Source organism: Streptomyces chengmaiensis, from assembly GCF_029846775.1.
Classification (GTDB): domain Bacteria; phylum Actinomycetota; class Actinomycetes; order Streptomycetales; family Streptomycetaceae; genus Streptomyces; species Streptomyces chengmaiensis.
This window is the reverse complement of record NZ_JARWBG010000001.1, coordinates 45,675-63,348: the sequence shown is the minus strand read 5'-3', so window position 1 is coordinate 63,348 and position 17,674 is coordinate 45,675. Positions and strand designations below refer to the sequence as shown.

Genomic DNA, 17,674 nt, shown 5'->3' with positions numbered 1-17,674 from the left:
GGAGGGCAGCGTGTCACCGGTCGGTGAGTCGGAGGGCAGCGAGTCGGCGGTCGGTGAATCGGAGGGCAGTGAATCGGAGGGCGCTGAGTCAGTCGGCATCAGGTGTGAGCGTACGGTTCACCACTGACATACCTCATGTGGTTTTCCACGCACCCCGCGCCGTGTCTCCTACGACCGCACCCGCAGCAGCAGCACCGACCGCCCCGGCGCCTCGATCGCCTCCCCGCCCGGGTACACGCTGCCCGGCGCGTGTGCCTGGTCCTCACGCGAGGTGTCCACGACCAGCTCGTAGGACTGCGCCCACGGAGGCCCCGGCAGCAGGAAGTCGAGCGGCTGCTCCCCGGCGTGCAGGATCGTCAGGAAGCTGTCGTCCGTCACCTGGGCGCCGCGTGCGTCGCGGCCCGGGATGTCGCGGCCGGAGAGATACAGCGCGAGCGACGACGACGGCGCGTACCAGTCGCGCTCGGTCATCTCCGCGCCGTGCGGGGTGAACCAGGCCAGATCGCGCAGTCCGTCGGGAGCCTGCGGCCGGCCGGTGAAGAAGGCGCGGCGGCGCAGCACCGGGTGGGCGTGGCGCAGGGCGAGCAGTCGGCGGGTGAGCTCCAGCAGGTTCCGCGGGCCCGGCCGGCCGAGCAGCGACCAGTCCAGCCAGCCGATGTCGTTGTCCTGGCAGTACGCGTTGTTGTTGCCCCCCTGCGTGCGCCCCATCTCATCGCCCGCGACGAGCATCGGCACCCCCGTCGACAGCAGCAGGGTGGTCAGCAGATTGCGCACCTGCCGGCGGCGCAGCGCGTTGACGCGGGGATCCTCGGTCTCGCCCTCGACGCCGCAGTTCCAGGAGCGGTTGTCGTCCGTGCCGTCGCGGTTGCCTTCCCCGTTGGCCTCGTTGTGCTTGTGCGCGTAGCTGACGAGGTCCCGCAGGGTGAAGCCGTCGTGGGCGGTGACGAAGTTGATGGAGGCGTACGGCCGCCGCCCGCCCCAGGCGTACAGGTCGCTGGACCCGGACAGCCGGTAGCCGAGGTCGCGTACGTCGGGGAGGGCGCCGCGCCAGAAGTCCCGCACCGCGTCCCGGTAGCGGTCGTTCCACTCCGCCCACAGCGGCGGGAACGCCCCGACCTGATAGCCGCCGCTGCCGACGTCCCATGGCTCCGCGATCAGTTTCACACGCCGCAGAACCGGGTCCTGGGCGATCACCGCGAGAAACGGGGACAGCATGTCGACGTCGTGCATGGAGCGGGCGAGTGCCGCCGCGAGGTCAAAGCGGAAGCCGTCCACGCCCATCTCGGTGACCCAGTAACGCAGGGAGTCGGTGATCAACCGCAGGACGTGCGGCTGCACCACATGGAGGGTGTTGCCGCAGCCGGTGTAGTCCGCGTATGCGCGGGCGTCGGACGGGAGGCGGTAGTAGCCGCGGTTGTCGATGCCGCGCAGGGACAGAGTGGGGCCCCGCTGGTCGGCCTCCGCGGTGTGGTTGTAGACCACGTCGAGGATGACCTCGATGCCGGCCGCGTGCAGCGCCCGCACCATCCGTTTGAACTCGCCGACCTGTTGCCCGCGGGTGCCGCTCGCGGAGTACGCGGCGTGCGGGGCGAAGTAGCCGATGGAGTTGTAGCCCCAGTGGTTCTTCAGACCGCGGCGCAGCAGATGGTCCTCGTGGGCGAACTGGTGCACGGGCAGCAGCTCGACCGCGGTCACCCCGAGGGCCGAGAGATGGCCGATCGCGGCCGGGTGCGCCAGACCCGCGTAGGTGCCGCGCAGCGGTTCCGGGATGCCGGGACACCGCCGGGTGAAGCCGCGTACGTGCAGTTCGTAGATGACGGAGTCCGCCCACGGAGTCTTGGGCCTGCGGTCGTCGGACCAGTCGTCGTCATCGTGGACGACGACCCCCTTGGGGACGTACGGAGCCGAGTCCCGCTCGTCGCGCACGGTGTCGGCGACATGCTGCTGCGGCCAGTCGCGCACATGCCCGTACACCTCGACGGGCAGCGAGAACTCGCCGTCCACCGCGCGCGCGTAGGGGTCGAGGAGCAGTTTCGCGGGATTCCAGCGGGCCCCGGTCCACGGGTCCCAGCGGCCGTGCACCCTGAATCCGTAGCGCTGCCCGGGGGCCACGCCCGGCACGAAGCCGTGCCAGACCTCGTGGGTCAGCTCGGTCAGCGGCAGCCTGGTCTCACCGCCGCCGTCGTCGAAGAGACAGACCTCGACGGCCTCCGCACCGCCCGACCACAGGGCGAAGTTGGTCCCGGCGACGCCGTCCGGCCCCACCCGGTACCGAGCCCCGAGCGGCATCGGCGCACCGGGCCATACGGCGGGCGCGGCCCGTCCGGCATGCGCGCTCCCTCCGGTATGCGTGCTCCGTTCGGCATGCGCGCTCTGCGCAGTGTGCGCGGTCCCTTCGGCGTGCGCGGTCCTCCGCGGTGGCACGGGCTCCGCGCCCGGCGGCTCTCGGTAGAGCTCCCCGGACGGCTGTCCGAAGGGTTGTCCGGTCGGCTGATGGGGCGGCTCTTCTGACGGCTCTCCCGGCGCGTGCGGCGGCATGTCCCCGGCCCCGGGCGGCTCACCCGGTTCGCCGGGGCCCGCCGGGGCACTCTCCGTCTGCTCTTCGGCTGCGCTCGACACCTGGCCTCCCGCGGCTCGTCGGGCCCCCGTGGCGGCAGCGCCGACGGCGTCCCGGCCGTCGCGTCCCACGTGCGGTCCTCCCACCTGTTCTGCCCGCGCGGCAAGCGTCCCAACATCGGCTGGCCGGCCCGCATGGACGTTTCCCCCGGAGGGGGCCCGTCGTTGGGGCGTACGTGAAACTCGTATTGAACCGGACAAGGCGGGCGGCAGCGGCTCTCGCCGGAGCCCTCACCCTCGCCCTCCTGACGGGCTGCGACGCCGGCGCGCTCGACGTCATCACCGGGAAACAGCGGGCGCCCGAAGAGACCATCCGCATCACCCCCGAGGACGGCGCCAAGGACGTACGCACGGACGGCGAGGTGGAGGTGCGGCTGCCCAGCGGCCGGCTGGAGCGGGTCGAGGTGCGGCAGATCGAGGGCGGACGCCCCGTCGACATCCCCGGCACGGTCTCCGAGGACGGGCTGCGCTGGACCCCGGACGACGGCGTCAGGCTGGAACTCGCCGCGAAGTACAGCGTGGACGTCGTGGCGCTCGACGCCCGCGCCCGGCGCACGGCCCGGCACACCACCTTCACCACGTACGTTCCCGAGAAGCGCTTCATCGGCTACCTCAAACCCGAGAACCGCTCGACGGTCGGCACCGGGATGATCGTGTCCTTCTCCTTCAACCGGGCCGTCGAGGACCGGGCCGCCGTGGAGCGGGCGATCCGCGTCACCGCCGTGCCGCCGGTCGAGGTCGTCGGGCACTGGTTCGGCGGCAAGCGGCTCGACTTCCGTCCGCGCGCGTACTGGAAGCCCGGCACCAAGGTCACCGTCGACATGCGGCTGCGTGACGTCGAGGCGACGCCCGGCGTGTACGGAATCCAGCAGAAGAAGATCTCGTTCACCGTCGGGCGCTCCCAGTCCTCCCGTGTCGACGCGAGCGAGCACACGATGGAAGTGCGGCGCGACGGCAAGCCGGTGGCAACCGTGCCGATCACGGCCGGCGCGCCCAAGACCACCACGTACAACGGGAAGATGGTGGTCACCGAGATGTACGACGTGACCAGGATGAACGGGGCGACGGTCGGCTTCGGCGGGGAGTACGACATCAAGGACGTGCCGCACGCCATGCGGCTGACGACGTCGGGGACGTTCCTGCACGGCAACTACTGGGCCCCCGCGGACACCTTCGGCGCGGCCAACGTCAGCCACGGGTGTGTGGGTCTGCGCGATGAGCAGGGCGGCAGCCCGGACGCCCCGGCCGGCTGGTTCTTCGACCGCACGCTCGTCGGGGACGTCGTCGAGGTGGTCAACTCCAAGGACCGGCAGGTCGCCCCCGACAACGGTCTCGGCGGCTGGAACCTGGGCTGGAAGGAATGGAAGGAGGGGTCCGCCCTGCGCTGAGCTGCCGGCCGAGGCCCTTCGCCGGCCCCTTTGCCGACCTCTTCGCCGGCCCCTCCCGGTGACCGGCTCCCCGGTGACCTCCCCTCTCATCTGAGCCCAGCGGACAAGTTGGGACTGAACGGTGACATTCGAGGGGAGTTGTCCCGGACTCCGGTGTGATTATCTGTCGCCGTGCGCGCGTCAGGCGTGCGGGGTGCGGGTCGTGGCGGGGCCAGGCCGTGCGAGGGGAGAGCACAGAAGTGAACGGGCAGCCGATATCGGGGGCGTCGGCCGGGGGCGCGGGCGAGGAGCGGGCGAGCAGGCGTCGCCCCAGGGGGCTGAGGCACGGACTGGTCGCACTCGCGGCGAGTGCGCTGCTGGTGCTGGCCACGGCCTGTGGAGGCGGAGGCGGCTCCTCCGGCAAGGGCAGCGGCGAGAAGGGCGGCAAGGACGCCGGCAAGGTCGAGAACGCGGCCTCCCGCGCGGTGGTGACCATCGCCCCCAAGGACGGCGCGGAGGCCGTCGACACCAGCGGGACCCTGAAGGTCACCGCGAGCGGCGGCAAGCTGACCACCGTCAAGGTGCAGGACGACGAGGGCGTCGAGGTCGCCGGCAAGATATCCGAGGACGGCGCGAGCTGGCAGCCCGCCATGCATCTCGCGGGGGCCACCAAGTACCGGGTCCACGCCGTCGCGAAGGACGCGGAGGGCCGTGAGTCGGCGAAGGACACCACCTTCACCACACTCGTCCCCAAGAACACCTTCATCGGCCACTACACGCCCGAGGACGGCTCGACCGTGGGCGTCGGCATGCCGGTCTCCATCAACTTCACCCGCGGCATCACCGACCCGGAGGCCGTCGAGAAGGCCATCGAGGTCACCGCCCAGCCGTCCGTGCCCGTCGAGGGCCACTGGTTCGGCAACGACCGGCTCGACTTCCGCCCCGAGAAGTACTGGGCCACCGGCACCAAGGTGACGGTCAAGCTCAATCTGGACGGCGTGGAGGGACGCCCCGGCGTCTACGGCACGCAGGCCAAGTCCTTCTCGTTCACCATCGGCCGCAGCCAGGTCTCCACCGTGGACGCCGCCGCCCGCACCATGACCGTCGTACGGGACGGCAAGACGATCAAAACCGTGCCGGTCACCGCGGGCGCGCCGTCGACGACCACCTACAACGGCCAGATGGTCATCAGTGAGAAGTACAAGGTCACCAGGATGAACGGGGCGACGGTCGGCTTCGGCGGGGAGTACGACATCAAGGACGTGCCGCACGCCATGCGCCTGTCGACCTCCGGCACCTTCATCCACGGCAACTACTGGGCCTCCGCGGGAACGTTCGGCTCGGCGAACGTCAGCCACGGCTGTGTCGGACTGCGCGACGTCCGCGGCGGCTACGACGGGAACATGCCCGCCGCCTGGTTCTTCAACAACTCGATCATCGGCGACGTAGTGATCGTGAAGAACTCCAAGGACAAGCAGATCCAGCCGGCCAACGGCCTCAACGGCTGGAACATGCCCTGGTCTCAGTGGGTCGAGTAGGGCCTTCGCGGTGCGGGCCCGGTGCCGTGACGGGACCCCGGACGCAGTCCGGGGGAGGCACCGGGCCCGCCGCCGTTAACGGCAGCTAACCTGCCCCGTATGACTGTGAATCTCGAGGTCTCCGAGGGCGTCGGCACCGTCCGTCTGGACCGCCCCCCGATGAACGCGCTGGACATCGCCACACAGGACCGGCTGCGCGAGCTCGCCGAGGAGGCGTCGCGCCGCGAGGACGTGCGCGCCGTCGTCCTCTACGGCGGGGAGAAGGTGTTCGCGGCCGGCGCGGACATCAAGGAGATGCAGGCCATGGACCACACGGCCATGGTGCTCCGCTCCCGCGGACTGCAGGAGGCGTTCACCGCCGTGGCCCGCATCCCCAAGCCCGTCGTCGCCGCCGTCACCGGATACGCCCTCGGCGGCGGCTGCGAACTGGCGCTCTGCGCCGACTACCGGATCGCCGGGGAGAACGCCAAGCTCGGCCAGCCGGAGATCCTGCTCGGACTGATCCCCGGCGCGGGCGGCACCCAGCGGCTGTCCCGGCTGGTCGGCCCCTCGCGCGCCAAGGACCTGATTTTCACCGGCCGGATGGTGAAGGCCGAGGAGGCGCTGTCGATCGGCCTCGTCGACCGGGTCGTCCCGGCGGCCGAGGTGTATGAGCAGGCACACGCCTGGGCGGCCGCACTGGCGAAGGGCCCGGCGCTGGCGCTGCGTGCCGCCAAGGAGTGTGTCGACGCGGGTCTGGAGGCGGACATCGAGACGGGCCTCGCCATCGAACGGAACTGGTTCGCCGGCCTGTTCGCCACCGAGGACCGCGAGCGCGGCATGCGCAGCTTCGTCGAGGAAGGCCCGGGCAAGGCCGAGTTCCGCTGAGTCCGGCCGGGTCCGGCTGAGTCCTGTTGGAGTCTGAACGAGTTTCTCCGGGTTCCACCGAACGCCTTCGCTGCGGCGTCAACCTTGTGCATGCCTTAGCTGCGCCTTAAGGGGTCCTTAAGGCGCAGCGCGCCGACTGCATTCGGCGATCAAACGTAAGCGAGGCGTCAGCGCAGTTCGGAGTGGGTGTAGGCACCCGCATATGGCCACAGTCATATGCCAAGGGCTCCGCCTGGAACGGGCAATTCCGGGGGCCCTATTCCAGCGGAACGGCCACGGGGGCCGTCCGTTGCGGCCATCATGGGGGGCATGGCGGGCCTCGAGGGTGTGGAGCAGCCGCGGCAGCGCATGGGTGCGACGGCCGCGAAATGGGCGCCGACCGTGGAGGACGAACGGGCGCTCAAGGCGGTGGAGTTGTTCGGCAACCCCGCCGAAGAGGTGGTCCGGCTGCCGTCCCGCCCGGAGTCCGCCGCGACCGCGCGCCGGCTTGCGCAGAGCGTGGCGCAGCGTCAGTGGATGCTTCCCCTGCAGTGCTCCGAGAATGTGGTGCTCCTGGTCTCGGAGCTCGTCGGCAACGCGGTCCGGCACACCGGCGCACGCATCTTCGGTCTGCGGATGCGGCGGCCGCGCCCCTGCTGGGTCAGGGTCGAGGTCCAGGACCCCTCGCGCGGGCTGCCGTGTCTGATGCCGGTGCAGCCGCTGGATGTCAGCGGCCGCGGGCTGTTTCTCGTCGACAAGCTCTCCGACCGGTGGGGCGTCGATCTGCTGCCGCGGGGCAAGACGACCTGGTTCGAACTGCGCGTCGCCGAGCGCTGAGGCGGCTCCGGCGCACAGAAGCCCCCTCGCGCCGGGTTGGGGCGCCGCGGGGGCTTCTATGGAGAGCGTGCGTGGATCAAGGGGGTGTATCCGCCGCCGCTGAGACGACCTGGCCCGGGTCAATGGGGGTCGTGGCATCGACTATGGCAGACGGGGGCCTCCTCTCCAAAAGAACACACTGGCGTATACCTCAATGAATCGGGTGTTTCGGATAGTGAATCGTAGGTGAAGTAGGCCACCCACCTCGTAATCAATGAACAAATGGCGACTTAACAGCGGGAATCCTTAGTCGATCAGCCCGGTGGTCATCGGGTTGGGCGGCGACCCGCGAACATCCGAAATTGTGTCAAACATCAGCTTTCGGGCATTTCGCCCCTACTGTGCTCTTCCGTGACCGCGATCGACCACCCCTCCCAGCAAGCCGCCCTCCCCGCGCACCCGGCGAAGGCGCTCGCCCGCCGGGCCGCCGCACTCGCCGCCGGCGCCGTGCTCGTCCTGCTGGCCGGCTGCGGCGCCGCCTCGCAGACCAACGAGGCGCGCGGCACAAACGCCGCCCCGCCCGAGAAGCCGAAGAAGCCCGCCGTACCGGACGGGCTGCCCGGCATGCCGCCGGTGCTCGACCCCAAGGACATCTACGCCGCCGACCGGCCGGGCAAGCTCTCGCCCGTGGTCAAGGACTTCCCCTCACGGGTGTACGTCCCCAACACCACCTCGAACACCGTCTCCGTCATCGACCCGGAGACGTACAAGGTCATCGAGACGATCCCGGTGGGCAACCATCCACAGCACGTCGTGCCCTCCTGGGACCTCAAGACGCTCTGGGTGAACAACAACCGGGGCAACACGCTCACCCCGATCGACCCGGCCACCGGCGCCGCGGGCAAGCCGGTCGACGTCCACGACCCGTACAACCTGTACTTCACGCCCAACGGCAAGCACGCCGTCGTGATGGCCTCCCTCGACCGGGAGCTGGCCTTCCGCGACCCACACACCATGGAGCGCGTGCACACCGAGCCGGTCTCCTGCTACGGCGTCAACCACGCCGACTTCTCAGCGGACGGCCGGTACTTCATCGTCTCCTGCGAGTTCTCCGGCGAACTCCTCAAGGTCGACACCCAGAAGATGAAGGTCGTCGGCCAGCAGAAGCTGCCGTTCGAGGGGGCGATGCCGCAGGATGTGAAACTCTCCCCGGACGGCAAGACCTTCTACATCGCCGACATGATGGCGCACGGCATGTGGGTGCTGGACGGCGAGAAGTTCACCACGCCCAGGCTGCTGCCCACGGGCAAGGGCTGCCACGGCCTCTACGTCAGCCGTGACTCCAAGGAGATGTACATCTCCAACCGCGGCGAGGGCTCCGTCTCCGTCTTCGACTTCCCCAAGAACAAGCTGACGAAGAAGTGGCGGCTGCCGGACGGCGGCAGCCCCGACATGGGCGGCGTCTCCGCGGACGGCAAGGTGCTGTGGCTGTCCGGCCGCTACGACGACGAGGTCTACGCCATCGACACCCGCACCGGCAAGCAACTCGCCCGCATCCCGGTGGGCGGCGGCCCCCACGGCCTGGCGGTCTATCCGCAGCCCGGCCGCTACTCGCTGGGCCACACCGGAATCTTCCGCTGAGCCGGATGCGCCCCGCCGCACGGAGCGGCCGCCGCCGGCCCGGCGGCGGCGGGGCGCATCGCCCACACGCGGGCGCGCTCGCCCTGACCGGCCCCGCTTACGCTGACCGGCCTCGCCTTCCCGCCTGCCCTGCCTAGCAGCCGACAGGCAGAACCGACTCGACGGCCCGGGCATCCGCGACCGGGCTGTCCTGCGTCTGCCAGCCGCCTACAGGCTGAACCCTCCTACGGAACCGTCGCGAGCGGGAGCGCAGCCCTCATGGGGTCAGGCCGGCGGTCCGGCCGTCGCAGGCGCCCTCGCGCTCGCCCGGGCAGAAGGACTAGCCTGCTGCTCCAGCACCTCAGCGGTGATCGGGGGGTACACGTGGGCGATGGGATCACTCAGGTGCGGCTCGACGACGGGACGGTCGTCTGGGCCCGGGTCAGCCAGCCGGAACAGCTCGACACCGGCGGCGGCGCCTACCAGGACTCCGGTGTCGGCAGCCGGATCGCCGATCTGGCCGGTGGCCTGGCGGACACCGTTCGCGGCGTCGTCGGCTCACTGCGCATGGGTATGGCCGCCGCGGCCCCGCACGAGGTCACGGTCGAGTTCGGCCTCGAACTGGCCGCCAAGTCGGGCCAGGTGGTCAGCCTGGTGGCGGACGGTGAGGGCAAGGCCGCCATCACGGTCACGCTCACCTGGTCCGAGCGCGGCAGCTCTGAGCGCGGCAGCTCCGAGCGTGGCGACACCCCCTGCGCCGTATGAGCCCCTTGGACGCTCTCGTGCGCAGGGCCGTGGTGTGCATCTCCGGGCCCGCGGCCGGGTATGACGAGCGCAGCGCAGGGTACTGGGGCAGCGGCTTCTTCATCGCACCGACCTGGGTGCTGACCTGTGCGCACGTGGTGGGCAAGGGGGGTGGCGCCGTGTGGAGCGGAGAAGACGCCGTCGATGTTTCCTGGGCCGGCGGCACCAGCGCCGGCACCGTGCGGCTCGCGCTGCCGGTGCCCGACCCGCCTGGGGCCGCGTTCCACCGCTGGCCCGCCCCTGATCTGGCCCTGGTGCAGGTCCCGGAGGCCGCTGATGCCGAGTGTGTGTGGCTCGGCGACCGGCCCGGGCCGTTCTCCGGAGCGCGGATTTCGCTCCACGGCTGGTCGCTGGAGACCGGCACGCGCAGCTACCGGCCCGCCGCGGGGCAGGTCACCGGCGCGGACGGGCCGTTGATGCTGTTACGCGGCGAGCGCCCGGTCGAGGGCACCTCGGGCGGCCCGGTCGTGGACACCGCCCGCGGCGCCGTCATCGGCGTGTGCAAGGCGCGTGACGAGGCCGACCCCACCGCCGGGATCGCCGTCCCCGTCACCGCCCTGCACGGCCTGTACGAGCTGCCCGGCGGCGAACTGCTGCACGAGGTGATCAGTGCCCACGACAGGCATCATCTGCACCGTCACCGCGCGCTGGGCGGTGATTCCTCCTGGATCGACGCCCACTTCGAGCTGCGGGCCAACCGCTTCGGCGGGTTCGACCCGGGGCGGCGGGCCCACCTCTTCGGCCGGCTCGCCGAGCTGACCCCGCCCACGACCCCCGGCGAGGTCGCCGCCCTGGTGGACGCCGTGCGCCGCCGCAAGATGCTGGGGCGCTGCCAGGGCCTCGACGAGGCCGCCCCGCGCACCTGGAGGGAGGGCGTGGGACTGCTCTACGAGCCGGACGAGACCCAGGAGCTGATGGCGGTTGCCCTGTATGCCGCCAAGGTGGTGGCCGCCGTCCGGGCCCGGGGCCATGCCGGAGACGCAGCCGCGCTGCGGGAGCTGGGCGACTGGGTGCGGGAGACCGTCGAGCCGCTCATCGGCGTCCGGCAGGAGGTGCAGACGATCCTCGACGGCAGCGGCCCCGTCGCCGATGTTTCCTGGCCGCGGCCCCGTGCCGCAGTCCGCGTCGTCATCCGCCCCCGCAGCTACGGCGACCGTCACCCTTGGGAGGTCAAGCTGGACTTCGGCCGGGGCGAGGTGACCGGGCTCAGCGGCGATGACACCGGGACGGTGCGCGGGAAGCTGCGGGACGCCCTGCTGCAGCCGATCGCCGAGGCGCTGGGCCGGTGCGACGTCGGGGACGAGCCGGCTGCCGTGGAGTTCGTGGTGCCGCGCGAGTTGTTCGACGAACCGTTCCACACCTGGCAGCTCGCCCCGCGCCGCACCCCCGAGGGCGGCACCGACCCCAACGGGCTGCCGCTGGGCCAGCGCCGCTTCGTCGTGGTGCGCGACCTGCTGCGCACCACCATGGCGCCCACCCAGGAGTGGCAGCGCCGCTGGGCGGGCGTCGCCGAAGGCCCGCCCACGGCGGTGCCGCTGCGCGCCGAGGTGGCCCGGGAGGGCGCGCACACCCGGCGCGGTGAGTCCTGGCACGCCGCCTACGACCGGCTCTCCGGCGCCGCGCCGGAGAGCGTGGCGGTGTTCTGCGGTCCGGTCGCCGCGGGGGAGGGGGCCGAGGCCATGGACGCGGCGCTCGCCGCCGGGTATCCGGTCGCCATCTGGCGCAGCCTGGCCGCCGGGCACCGGGATTGCGCCGAATTCCACCAGCAGGCCGAGAAGTTCGTGGCCGCCGTCCGCAGCGCCGCGGGGCTGGACTGGCCCGTGCGCAGCCTGCGCATCCGCACCGACGACCCCGGCCTGCAGGACCCCAGGATGACCTGGGGTCGCTCCATCGTCCTGCTGTACGACTCGCCCGAACAGTTGCCGGAGGAGGATGGACCGATACGCGAGCCCTGTCCAGCCCCGCCGATGACATGGTGATTCGTGCGATGGCAACGGACTGTCGTGTTCCCGCCGTTCGGGCCGTTCCGGGGCTTCCGGCCGGTGCCGCGAGCGGTACCGTCGACCTTCCTGGCCTGTGAGGAGGCCCTTGGTGACTGACTGGCGCATCTACCGCGGCGCGGGGCTCCCACACGACGGAATAGGGCGGTTGCCCGCCCCTCCGCCGTGGCGGGACTTCACCGTGGCCGAATCGGGCTCGGAACCGGGCGCGCCGGACGGCACATCCGGTGTGGACCAGGACGCGGCCCGGCGTCTTGGCGTGCGTCGGCGGCTGGTGGAGAATCACCATCCGCGCCCCGAGGAGGTCGAGGCCGTCAACGCCGCCCTCTATCTGCGTCGCCCCCTGCTGGTCACCGGCAATCCGGGCGCGGGCAAGTCCACGCTCGCCCACGCCGTGGCCTTCGAGCTCCAGCTGGGCCGGGTGCTGCGCTGGCCCATCGTCAGCCGCTCCACGTTGCTGGACGGCCTCTACCGCTACGACGCGATCGGCCGGCTCCAGGACGTGCAGCTGGAACGGGCCTCCGGAGCGGCCGGCGCGGAGGAGCCCCGTTCCATCGGGGCGTACGTCCGGCTCGGGCCGCTGGGCACCGCTCTGCTGCCTTCGTCCACCCCGCGGGCAGTCCTTGTCGACGAGCTCGACAAGAGCGACCTCGACCTCCCAAACGACCTGCTGAACGTACTGGAGGAAGGCGAGTTCACCATCCCCGAGCTGGAGCGGGTCGCCGACCGCGAGCCGGATGTCGAGGTCCTCACCGACGACGGCACCCGCACCACCGTGCACGCCGGCCGAGTGCGCTGCACGACCTTTCCCTTCATGGTCCTGACCTCCAACGGGGAGCGCGACTTCCCGCCCGCGCTGCTGCGCCGCTGCATCCAGCTGGAGCTGGAGCCGCCCGGAGAGGAGCAGCTCGTGGCCATGGTCAAGGCCCATCTGGGCGACTGCGCCGCCACCGAGGGCGAGGATCTGATCGAACAGTTCCTCGGCCGCGAACCCGGCGTCGTCATCGCCGCGGACCAGTTGCTGAACGCGCTGTTCCTCACCCAGCACGCGCCGAGCGCCGAGCGCGTCACCCGGGACCGGCTGGCCGAGATGCTGATGCAGCCTCTGGACCGGCCGAGGTGATCGCCGATGATGTCGCCTCCGCGCGATCAGCGGCTCGCCGTGCTGATGGCACGGTTGCGCGCCGCGGGCTGGGAGCCGACCGCCGAGGAGGTCGCCGACGCCCTGTGGCTGGCCCAGTGGACAGGCTCGGCTACGCGGCCCGGGACGGCCGGCGACCTGCCCGGTGCCGACCCGCCCGAACCGCCCCCGGCAGCGGACCCCGGCAGGCCCCCGGCCGAGCGCCCCAGGACACCGGAGCCGCACGGCAGCAGCGCCCAGCCGCAGCGGCAGACGGGCGACCGGGCCGCTGACGGCTCCGTCTCGCTGTTCGCCGAAGGACCCGGCGTAGGCGGGCGCGCCCATGCCTTCCCGGTCCGGGCCCCGGCCGCAGCGGCCCTGCCCGGGCTGCTCGGGCTGCAGCGGGCCCTTCGACCGCTGCGCCGCTACCGGCCGTTGGCCCCGCCCACCCGGCGCCGCCTCGACGAGGAGGCCACCGCCGACCGCAGCGCCCGCGCCGGGGTGCTGCGGCCTGTCTTCCGCCCCGTCGAGCGGTGGGACATCGACATCCAGCTGCTGCTGGACTCCTCGCCCTCGATGGTCGTCTGGGAGCGGATGTTCCAGGAGTTACGCCAGGTCTGCGAGCAGCTGGGCGTCTTCCGGGACGTTCAGGCGCACTATCTGCACCGCGGCGAGGACGGGACGCCGCAGATCGGCACCGCAGCCCGGGCCCGCGACGGCGGGCGGCTGCGGCTGCGCCCCGCGGGACAGTTCCGCGACCCCACCGGGCGGAGGCTGACCTTGGTGATCAGCGATTGCGTGGGGCCGCTGTGGCGGGAGGGCAGCGCCCAGCGCCTGCTCCACCGGTGGCTGTCCTGCTCCCCGGTCGCCCTCGTGCAACCGCTGCCGCCCCGCCTGTGGCACCGCACCGGACTGCCCGCCGCCACCGGGCTGCTGACCCGAGACCGGTCCCTGGGAACCTCGCTCGGCTTCCGGCCCGAGTCGTACGGTCCGGGGCGGCCCCCGGACCGGCGGGCGTTGCCCGTGCCGGTGCTGCTGCCCACTGCCCCGGCGCTGGGCACATGGGCCGGGCTGCTTTCCCGAACCGGGCCCGCCGCGGTGCGCGGCGCGGCCGCCTGGGTGCGCCCGGACCATCCGCCGGCGCCCCCGCCCCGGCAGGAGCAGACGGCCCGCAAAGCCGATGAGCTGGTGCGGGCCTTCGCTGCCAGCGCCTCACCAGGCGCCCGCAGGCTCGCCGTCCACCTGGCGGCGGCCCCCACCACGCTGCCCGTCATGCAGGTGGTGCAGCGGGCGGTGCTGCCCGACACCGGGCCCATGGAACTGGCCGAAGTTCTGCTCGGCGGGCTGCTGTGGCAGGTGCCGGGGCCCGGCAGCGAGGCTGATCTGCCGGCGGAGGTGGCGTTCGGCCCCTGGTACGAGTTCGCAGACGGGGTGCAGGAGATCCTGCTCCACTCGCTGGACCAGGACGCGGCCGCGCTGGTGCTCAAGCGCTGCTCGGCGTTCATGGCCCAGCACTTCGGCAAGGGCACGCGGAACTTCTTCGCGCTCGCCGCCGCCCGCCTCGCCGACACGGCCGCCGCTTCGCAGCAGGAGCCCGCAGCGCAGGAGCCGGAGCGGGACGAGCCGGCCGCCGCCGAGAGCGCCCTGTTCGCCGAGGTGCCCGCCCGGGTGGTGCGCTGGTTCCAGCCCGCGCCCTCGGTCGAGGGCGAGGCGGGCCCTGTCGGCAAGGCGGAGGACCTGCTGCGGATGTGGCAACAGCAGCGGGACCCGGTCCTGCTGGAGGAGGCCCGCACCTACGCTGAGGAGGCCCTCGCTGCCGAGACCGCGCCGGGTGAACGTGCCGTGGAGAGTCCGGCGGCGATTGAGGACAACGGGGTCCGATCACGCCTTGTGCTGGGCCGGGTGCTGCTCGCGCTCTGCGGCACCCGGACCGTGCGGCACACCGCCGGAGCCCTGCACCGCACGCTGGAACGGGCCGTCGCCGTGCTCACCGAGGCGGTGGCGCGGACCGAGCCCGGCACCGAGCGGCACACGCACGGCGCGCTGGAGCTCGCCGCCGCGCACTACGCCGCCTGGCGGGCCGGGGAGCCGTCCGCCCATCTGGCCGCCGCGGAAGAGGTCCTACGGGCCCTGTCGCCCACCGGGCTCGCCGCCGCGGATCGCCGCACCCGCCATCTGCGCCTGGGCCGGGTGCTGCTCGCCGGCGCGGGCGCGGCCCAAGAACCCCACAGCGCGGCCGACGCCGCCGCCGAGGCCGTGACCGAACTGCGCGCCGCCTGTGACCAGTCGACGTCAGGCGAGGTCCCGGACGTGCTGCGGGCCGGGGCGCTGGTCGACCTCGCCGAGGCGCTGCGGCTGGCCGGGGACCGCGGGGCCGAGGTGCTGGACGCCCTGGACCGGGCCGACCGTCTGGCCGACGGCGACGAGGGGCTGCACGCCCGCGTGCTGCCCGCCCGCGCCCGCGCCCTGGGCGAGGCCGGACGCTGGGCCGAGTCCGACGCCGCCTATGCCGCGGCGGCCGACCTCGCGCCCCGGGACAGTCTGCTGCGCGGCGAACTCCTCGCGGAGTGGAGTGAGTCGCTGCTGCGGCGCGGGCCGGAAGCGGAGCCGGAGGAGGCCCCGGCCCGGGACGAGGGCGCCGCCGCCCAGGCGATCGCGCGCGCGGAGGGCGTGCTGCGCGAGGCGTCCGCCACCGTGCCCAGCCGCGAGCCGCTCTTCGGACGGCTGCAACTCCTGCTCGGCCGGACCCTGCTGCTGCGCTACCGCCAGGACCAGCTGCCGCCCGATCTTTACGAGGGCGTCTACCTGCTCGAACAGGCCGCTCGCCGGTCCGCGGACCCCGCGGTTCGCATCGACGCCTGGCTGGAGCTGGGCGCGGCCCGGATGCGGTCCCCGGACAGCCCGAACAGCGAGACGACGCAGACCTGGCTGGCTGCGGCCGCCGCAGCCTATGCGGCGGCGCTGCAAGAGGCCAGGGCGCAGGGCGAGGCCGGGCCGGGCTCGGTGGCCGCGGCCCGGGCCCTGCACGGGCGGGGTGTCGCCCTGGAGCTGATGGGCAGCCACGCCGCGGCGCTGGCGGCCTACGAGGAAGCCGCACGCGAATGGCAGCGGCTGGCAAGCCTTTCCGACCCGGTGCCCTGGCCGGAGGTCGAGGCCACCCGGGCCCGTATCGCAGAGCTGACACGCCCCAGCGGTGCGGAGGCCGAATGACCAGGGGCCCCAGCTCAAGCGGGTTTCCACGTCAGACGACACGGGAAGAACTACCCACCGTGACCGAGCCTCCGGGGCGGGGCCGCAGGGAGGAGAAGAACGTGCCAGAGCAGACCCACGGCACGTCCACCGGATCGGGCCAAGTCAGCTCCGCAACACCTCCGCTTCCCAACCTCAACCACGTTGACTTGCATGTTCTGCTGACCACGGAAGACCCTGCCGTCACAGCCGCGGCGGACCACGCACTGCGCCGGCCAGAGCAGTTCACCGAGATCTGGTGGGGGGACAGTCCGAAGGGCGGGGAAGGAAACAATGGGGGCAGGTGCGGCGCGGGCTCGGCACTGGATGCGATCCGGCCAATCTCAGTGCGCCAAGAGGGCGACTGTGCCGGCCCAGACTACTGCGTTTGAGCTCCCCGAGGCGGTGCTCGCGCGGCTGGGAAGCACCCGCCCGAGGCCCGCAGACTCCGTGTTTCTACGGGGTGCTCTGCACAGCAGACGGCTCGTGCTGCTCAAGTCCCTGCTCACCAGGGCGGAACGGCACGCGCCTGAGACATGCCGGCGGCGGCTGCTGCTGCACTGGCGGCTGCTGGAGAGAGCCGAAGCCGCCCACCCGGCCGCCGCGCGAACGACACTCGGCTATCCGGCCGTCGGCAACTGGCTTCTGCACACGCTCGACGTGCCTGACGGGCCACCCTTCGACAAGTCGCTGGCGGGACTGGGCGCTGCGGCCGCTGCCGCCGCCCTGGGCGCCGGGACCGGCTTCCGGCTCACCCTGCCCACCGACGAGGGGAGACTGGCCCTTCCCGGCATCGGCGCATTCGACGCCCGGGCGGCGAACGTACGCATCGTCGCCGGGCCCGGCAGCGTGTGCCTGACCGCCGAAGGGCGCAGGACGGCGATCCGGCTGCCGCGCCCGGCCGTCCTCGCCGCCCCTCTTCAGGGGTGGCGTCGGCTGCGCCCACTGCCCGGCGGGTCCGGCGTCCTCGACGATCTGGACCCGTACTGGTCCGGTCGCCACCCCAGCCATGGCCGCGCACTGCCCCGCAGCCCGGTCCGGTCGGCCGCCGCCGCCCGCCCCTGGCTGGCCCGCTGGCGCGCGGCGCTGGCCCTGCTGTCGTCGGCCGATCCGCCGCGGGCGGCCGAAGTGGCCTCGCTGGTCGACTCGGTCGTGCCGATCGCCGGGGACGGACCGGGCGTGGCCAGCGGGACACTGCGCGCGGCGCCCTGGGCCGTGCTGACAACGCTGCCGGCCTCGTCTCGGACGATGGCCGAGGTCCTGGTCCACGAGGTGCAGCACAGCAAACTCGCCGTCATCAGCGATGCCGTGCCGCTGCTGCTTCCGGGAGGAGACGCGGAGCACATGGTGGCGTGGCGTGCGGATCCCCGTCCGCTGCCCGCGGTTCTGCAGGGCACCTACGCCCATCTGGCGCTCGCCGACCTGTGGCGTCGGCTCGCCGGGCGACGCGGCGCGACCCCGGGGGGCCGGAAGGCGGCCCTCGCACGGTCCGCCGCCTACGCCGAACAGGTCTCCGCGCCCCTGCGCACCCTGATGGAATCAGGCCAACTCACGGCTGAAGGAAAGGTGTTCGTGGCCGGCATGAAGTGCTATCTGGAGAGTTTGAGCGGTGTTTCGTCGGACGACTCATATCTGCACCCATTGTCATGATCGATAACGTAAAGTAGCCGTCCAAGGGTCGCTGCAGAGCGACGGGGACCTGATCACAAGGGAGAGCGC

At 72.3% G+C, this 17,674-nt stretch carries 11 protein-coding genes; 10 read left to right on the top strand and 1 reads right to left on the bottom strand.

Features of this window, described 5'->3' with window-relative positions; genetic code table 11:
* Window positions 1-168 precede the first annotated feature (168 nt).
* Window positions 169-2,289 (bottom strand): glycogen debranching protein GlgX, encoded by a 2,121-nt coding sequence (gene glgX, locus QCN29_RS00260; RefSeq protein ID WP_279925380.1) that lies wholly within the window; start codon window positions 2,287-2,289, stop codon window positions 169-171.
* Window positions 2,290-2,792: 503 nt separating this feature from the next.
* On the opposite strand from glgX, the gene QCN29_RS00255 reads away from it, so the two are divergent.
* The 10 genes from QCN29_RS00255 to QCN29_RS00210 all read left to right on the top strand — a co-directional run bounded on the left by QCN29_RS00255 (window position 2,793) and on the right by QCN29_RS00210 (window position 17,605).
* A complete protein-coding gene (locus QCN29_RS00255; RefSeq protein ID WP_279925379.1) occupies window positions 2,793-4,004 on the top strand; it encodes a L,D-transpeptidase in 1,212 nt (403 codons plus the stop codon).
* Window positions 4,005-4,243: 239 nt separating this feature from the next.
* Window positions 4,244-5,521 carry a L,D-transpeptidase gene (locus QCN29_RS00250; protein ID WP_279925378.1) on the top strand — a complete coding sequence of 426 codons (1,278 nt, stop codon included), beginning with the start codon at window positions 4,244-4,246 and terminating at the stop codon, window positions 5,519-5,521.
* A gap of 99 nt (window positions 5,522-5,620) precedes the next feature.
* The gene (locus QCN29_RS00245; protein WP_279925377.1) at window positions 5,621-6,388 is read left to right on the top strand and encodes an enoyl-CoA hydratase/isomerase family protein; all 768 of its coding nucleotides are present in this window, start codon (window positions 5,621-5,623) and stop codon (window positions 6,386-6,388) included.
* A 309-nt stretch (window positions 6,389-6,697) separates the two neighbouring features.
* Window positions 6,698-7,204, top strand: a complete 507-nt coding sequence (locus QCN29_RS00240) for an ATP-binding protein (protein WP_240137999.1) — start codon at window positions 6,698-6,700, stop codon at window positions 7,202-7,204.
* A 486-nt stretch (window positions 7,205-7,690) separates the two neighbouring features.
* On the top strand, window positions 7,691-8,824 hold the full coding sequence (locus QCN29_RS00235) for a YncE family protein (protein WP_240138017.1): 1,134 nt from the start codon (window positions 7,691-7,693) through the stop codon (window positions 8,822-8,824).
* Window positions 8,825-9,187: 363 nt separating this feature from the next.
* Window positions 9,188-9,568 carry a CU044_2847 family protein gene (locus tag QCN29_RS00230; RefSeq protein WP_279925376.1) on the top strand — a complete coding sequence of 127 codons (381 nt, stop codon included), beginning with the start codon at window positions 9,188-9,190 and terminating at the stop codon, window positions 9,566-9,568.
* Window positions 9,565-11,586 carry a VMAP-C domain-containing protein gene (locus QCN29_RS00225; protein ID WP_279925375.1) on the top strand — a complete coding sequence of 674 codons (2,022 nt, stop codon included), beginning with the start codon at window positions 9,565-9,567 and terminating at the stop codon, window positions 11,584-11,586. Before QCN29_RS00230 ends, QCN29_RS00225 begins: the two co-directional genes overlap by 4 nt.
* A gap of 112 nt (window positions 11,587-11,698) precedes the next feature.
* The gene (locus tag QCN29_RS00220) at window positions 11,699-12,730 is read left to right on the top strand and encodes an AAA family ATPase (protein WP_279925374.1); all 1,032 of its coding nucleotides are present in this window, start codon (window positions 11,699-11,701) and stop codon (window positions 12,728-12,730) included.
* A gap of 6 nt (window positions 12,731-12,736) precedes the next feature.
* Window positions 12,737-15,937, top strand: a complete 3,201-nt coding sequence (locus QCN29_RS00215) for an SAV_2336 N-terminal domain-related protein (protein WP_279925373.1) — start codon at window positions 12,737-12,739, stop codon at window positions 15,935-15,937.
* A gap of 504 nt (window positions 15,938-16,441) precedes the next feature.
* Window positions 16,442-17,605, top strand: a complete 1,164-nt coding sequence (locus QCN29_RS00210; RefSeq protein ID WP_279925372.1) for an aKG-HExxH-type peptide beta-hydroxylase — start codon at window positions 16,442-16,444, stop codon at window positions 17,603-17,605.
* Window positions 17,606-17,674 lie beyond the last annotated feature (69 nt).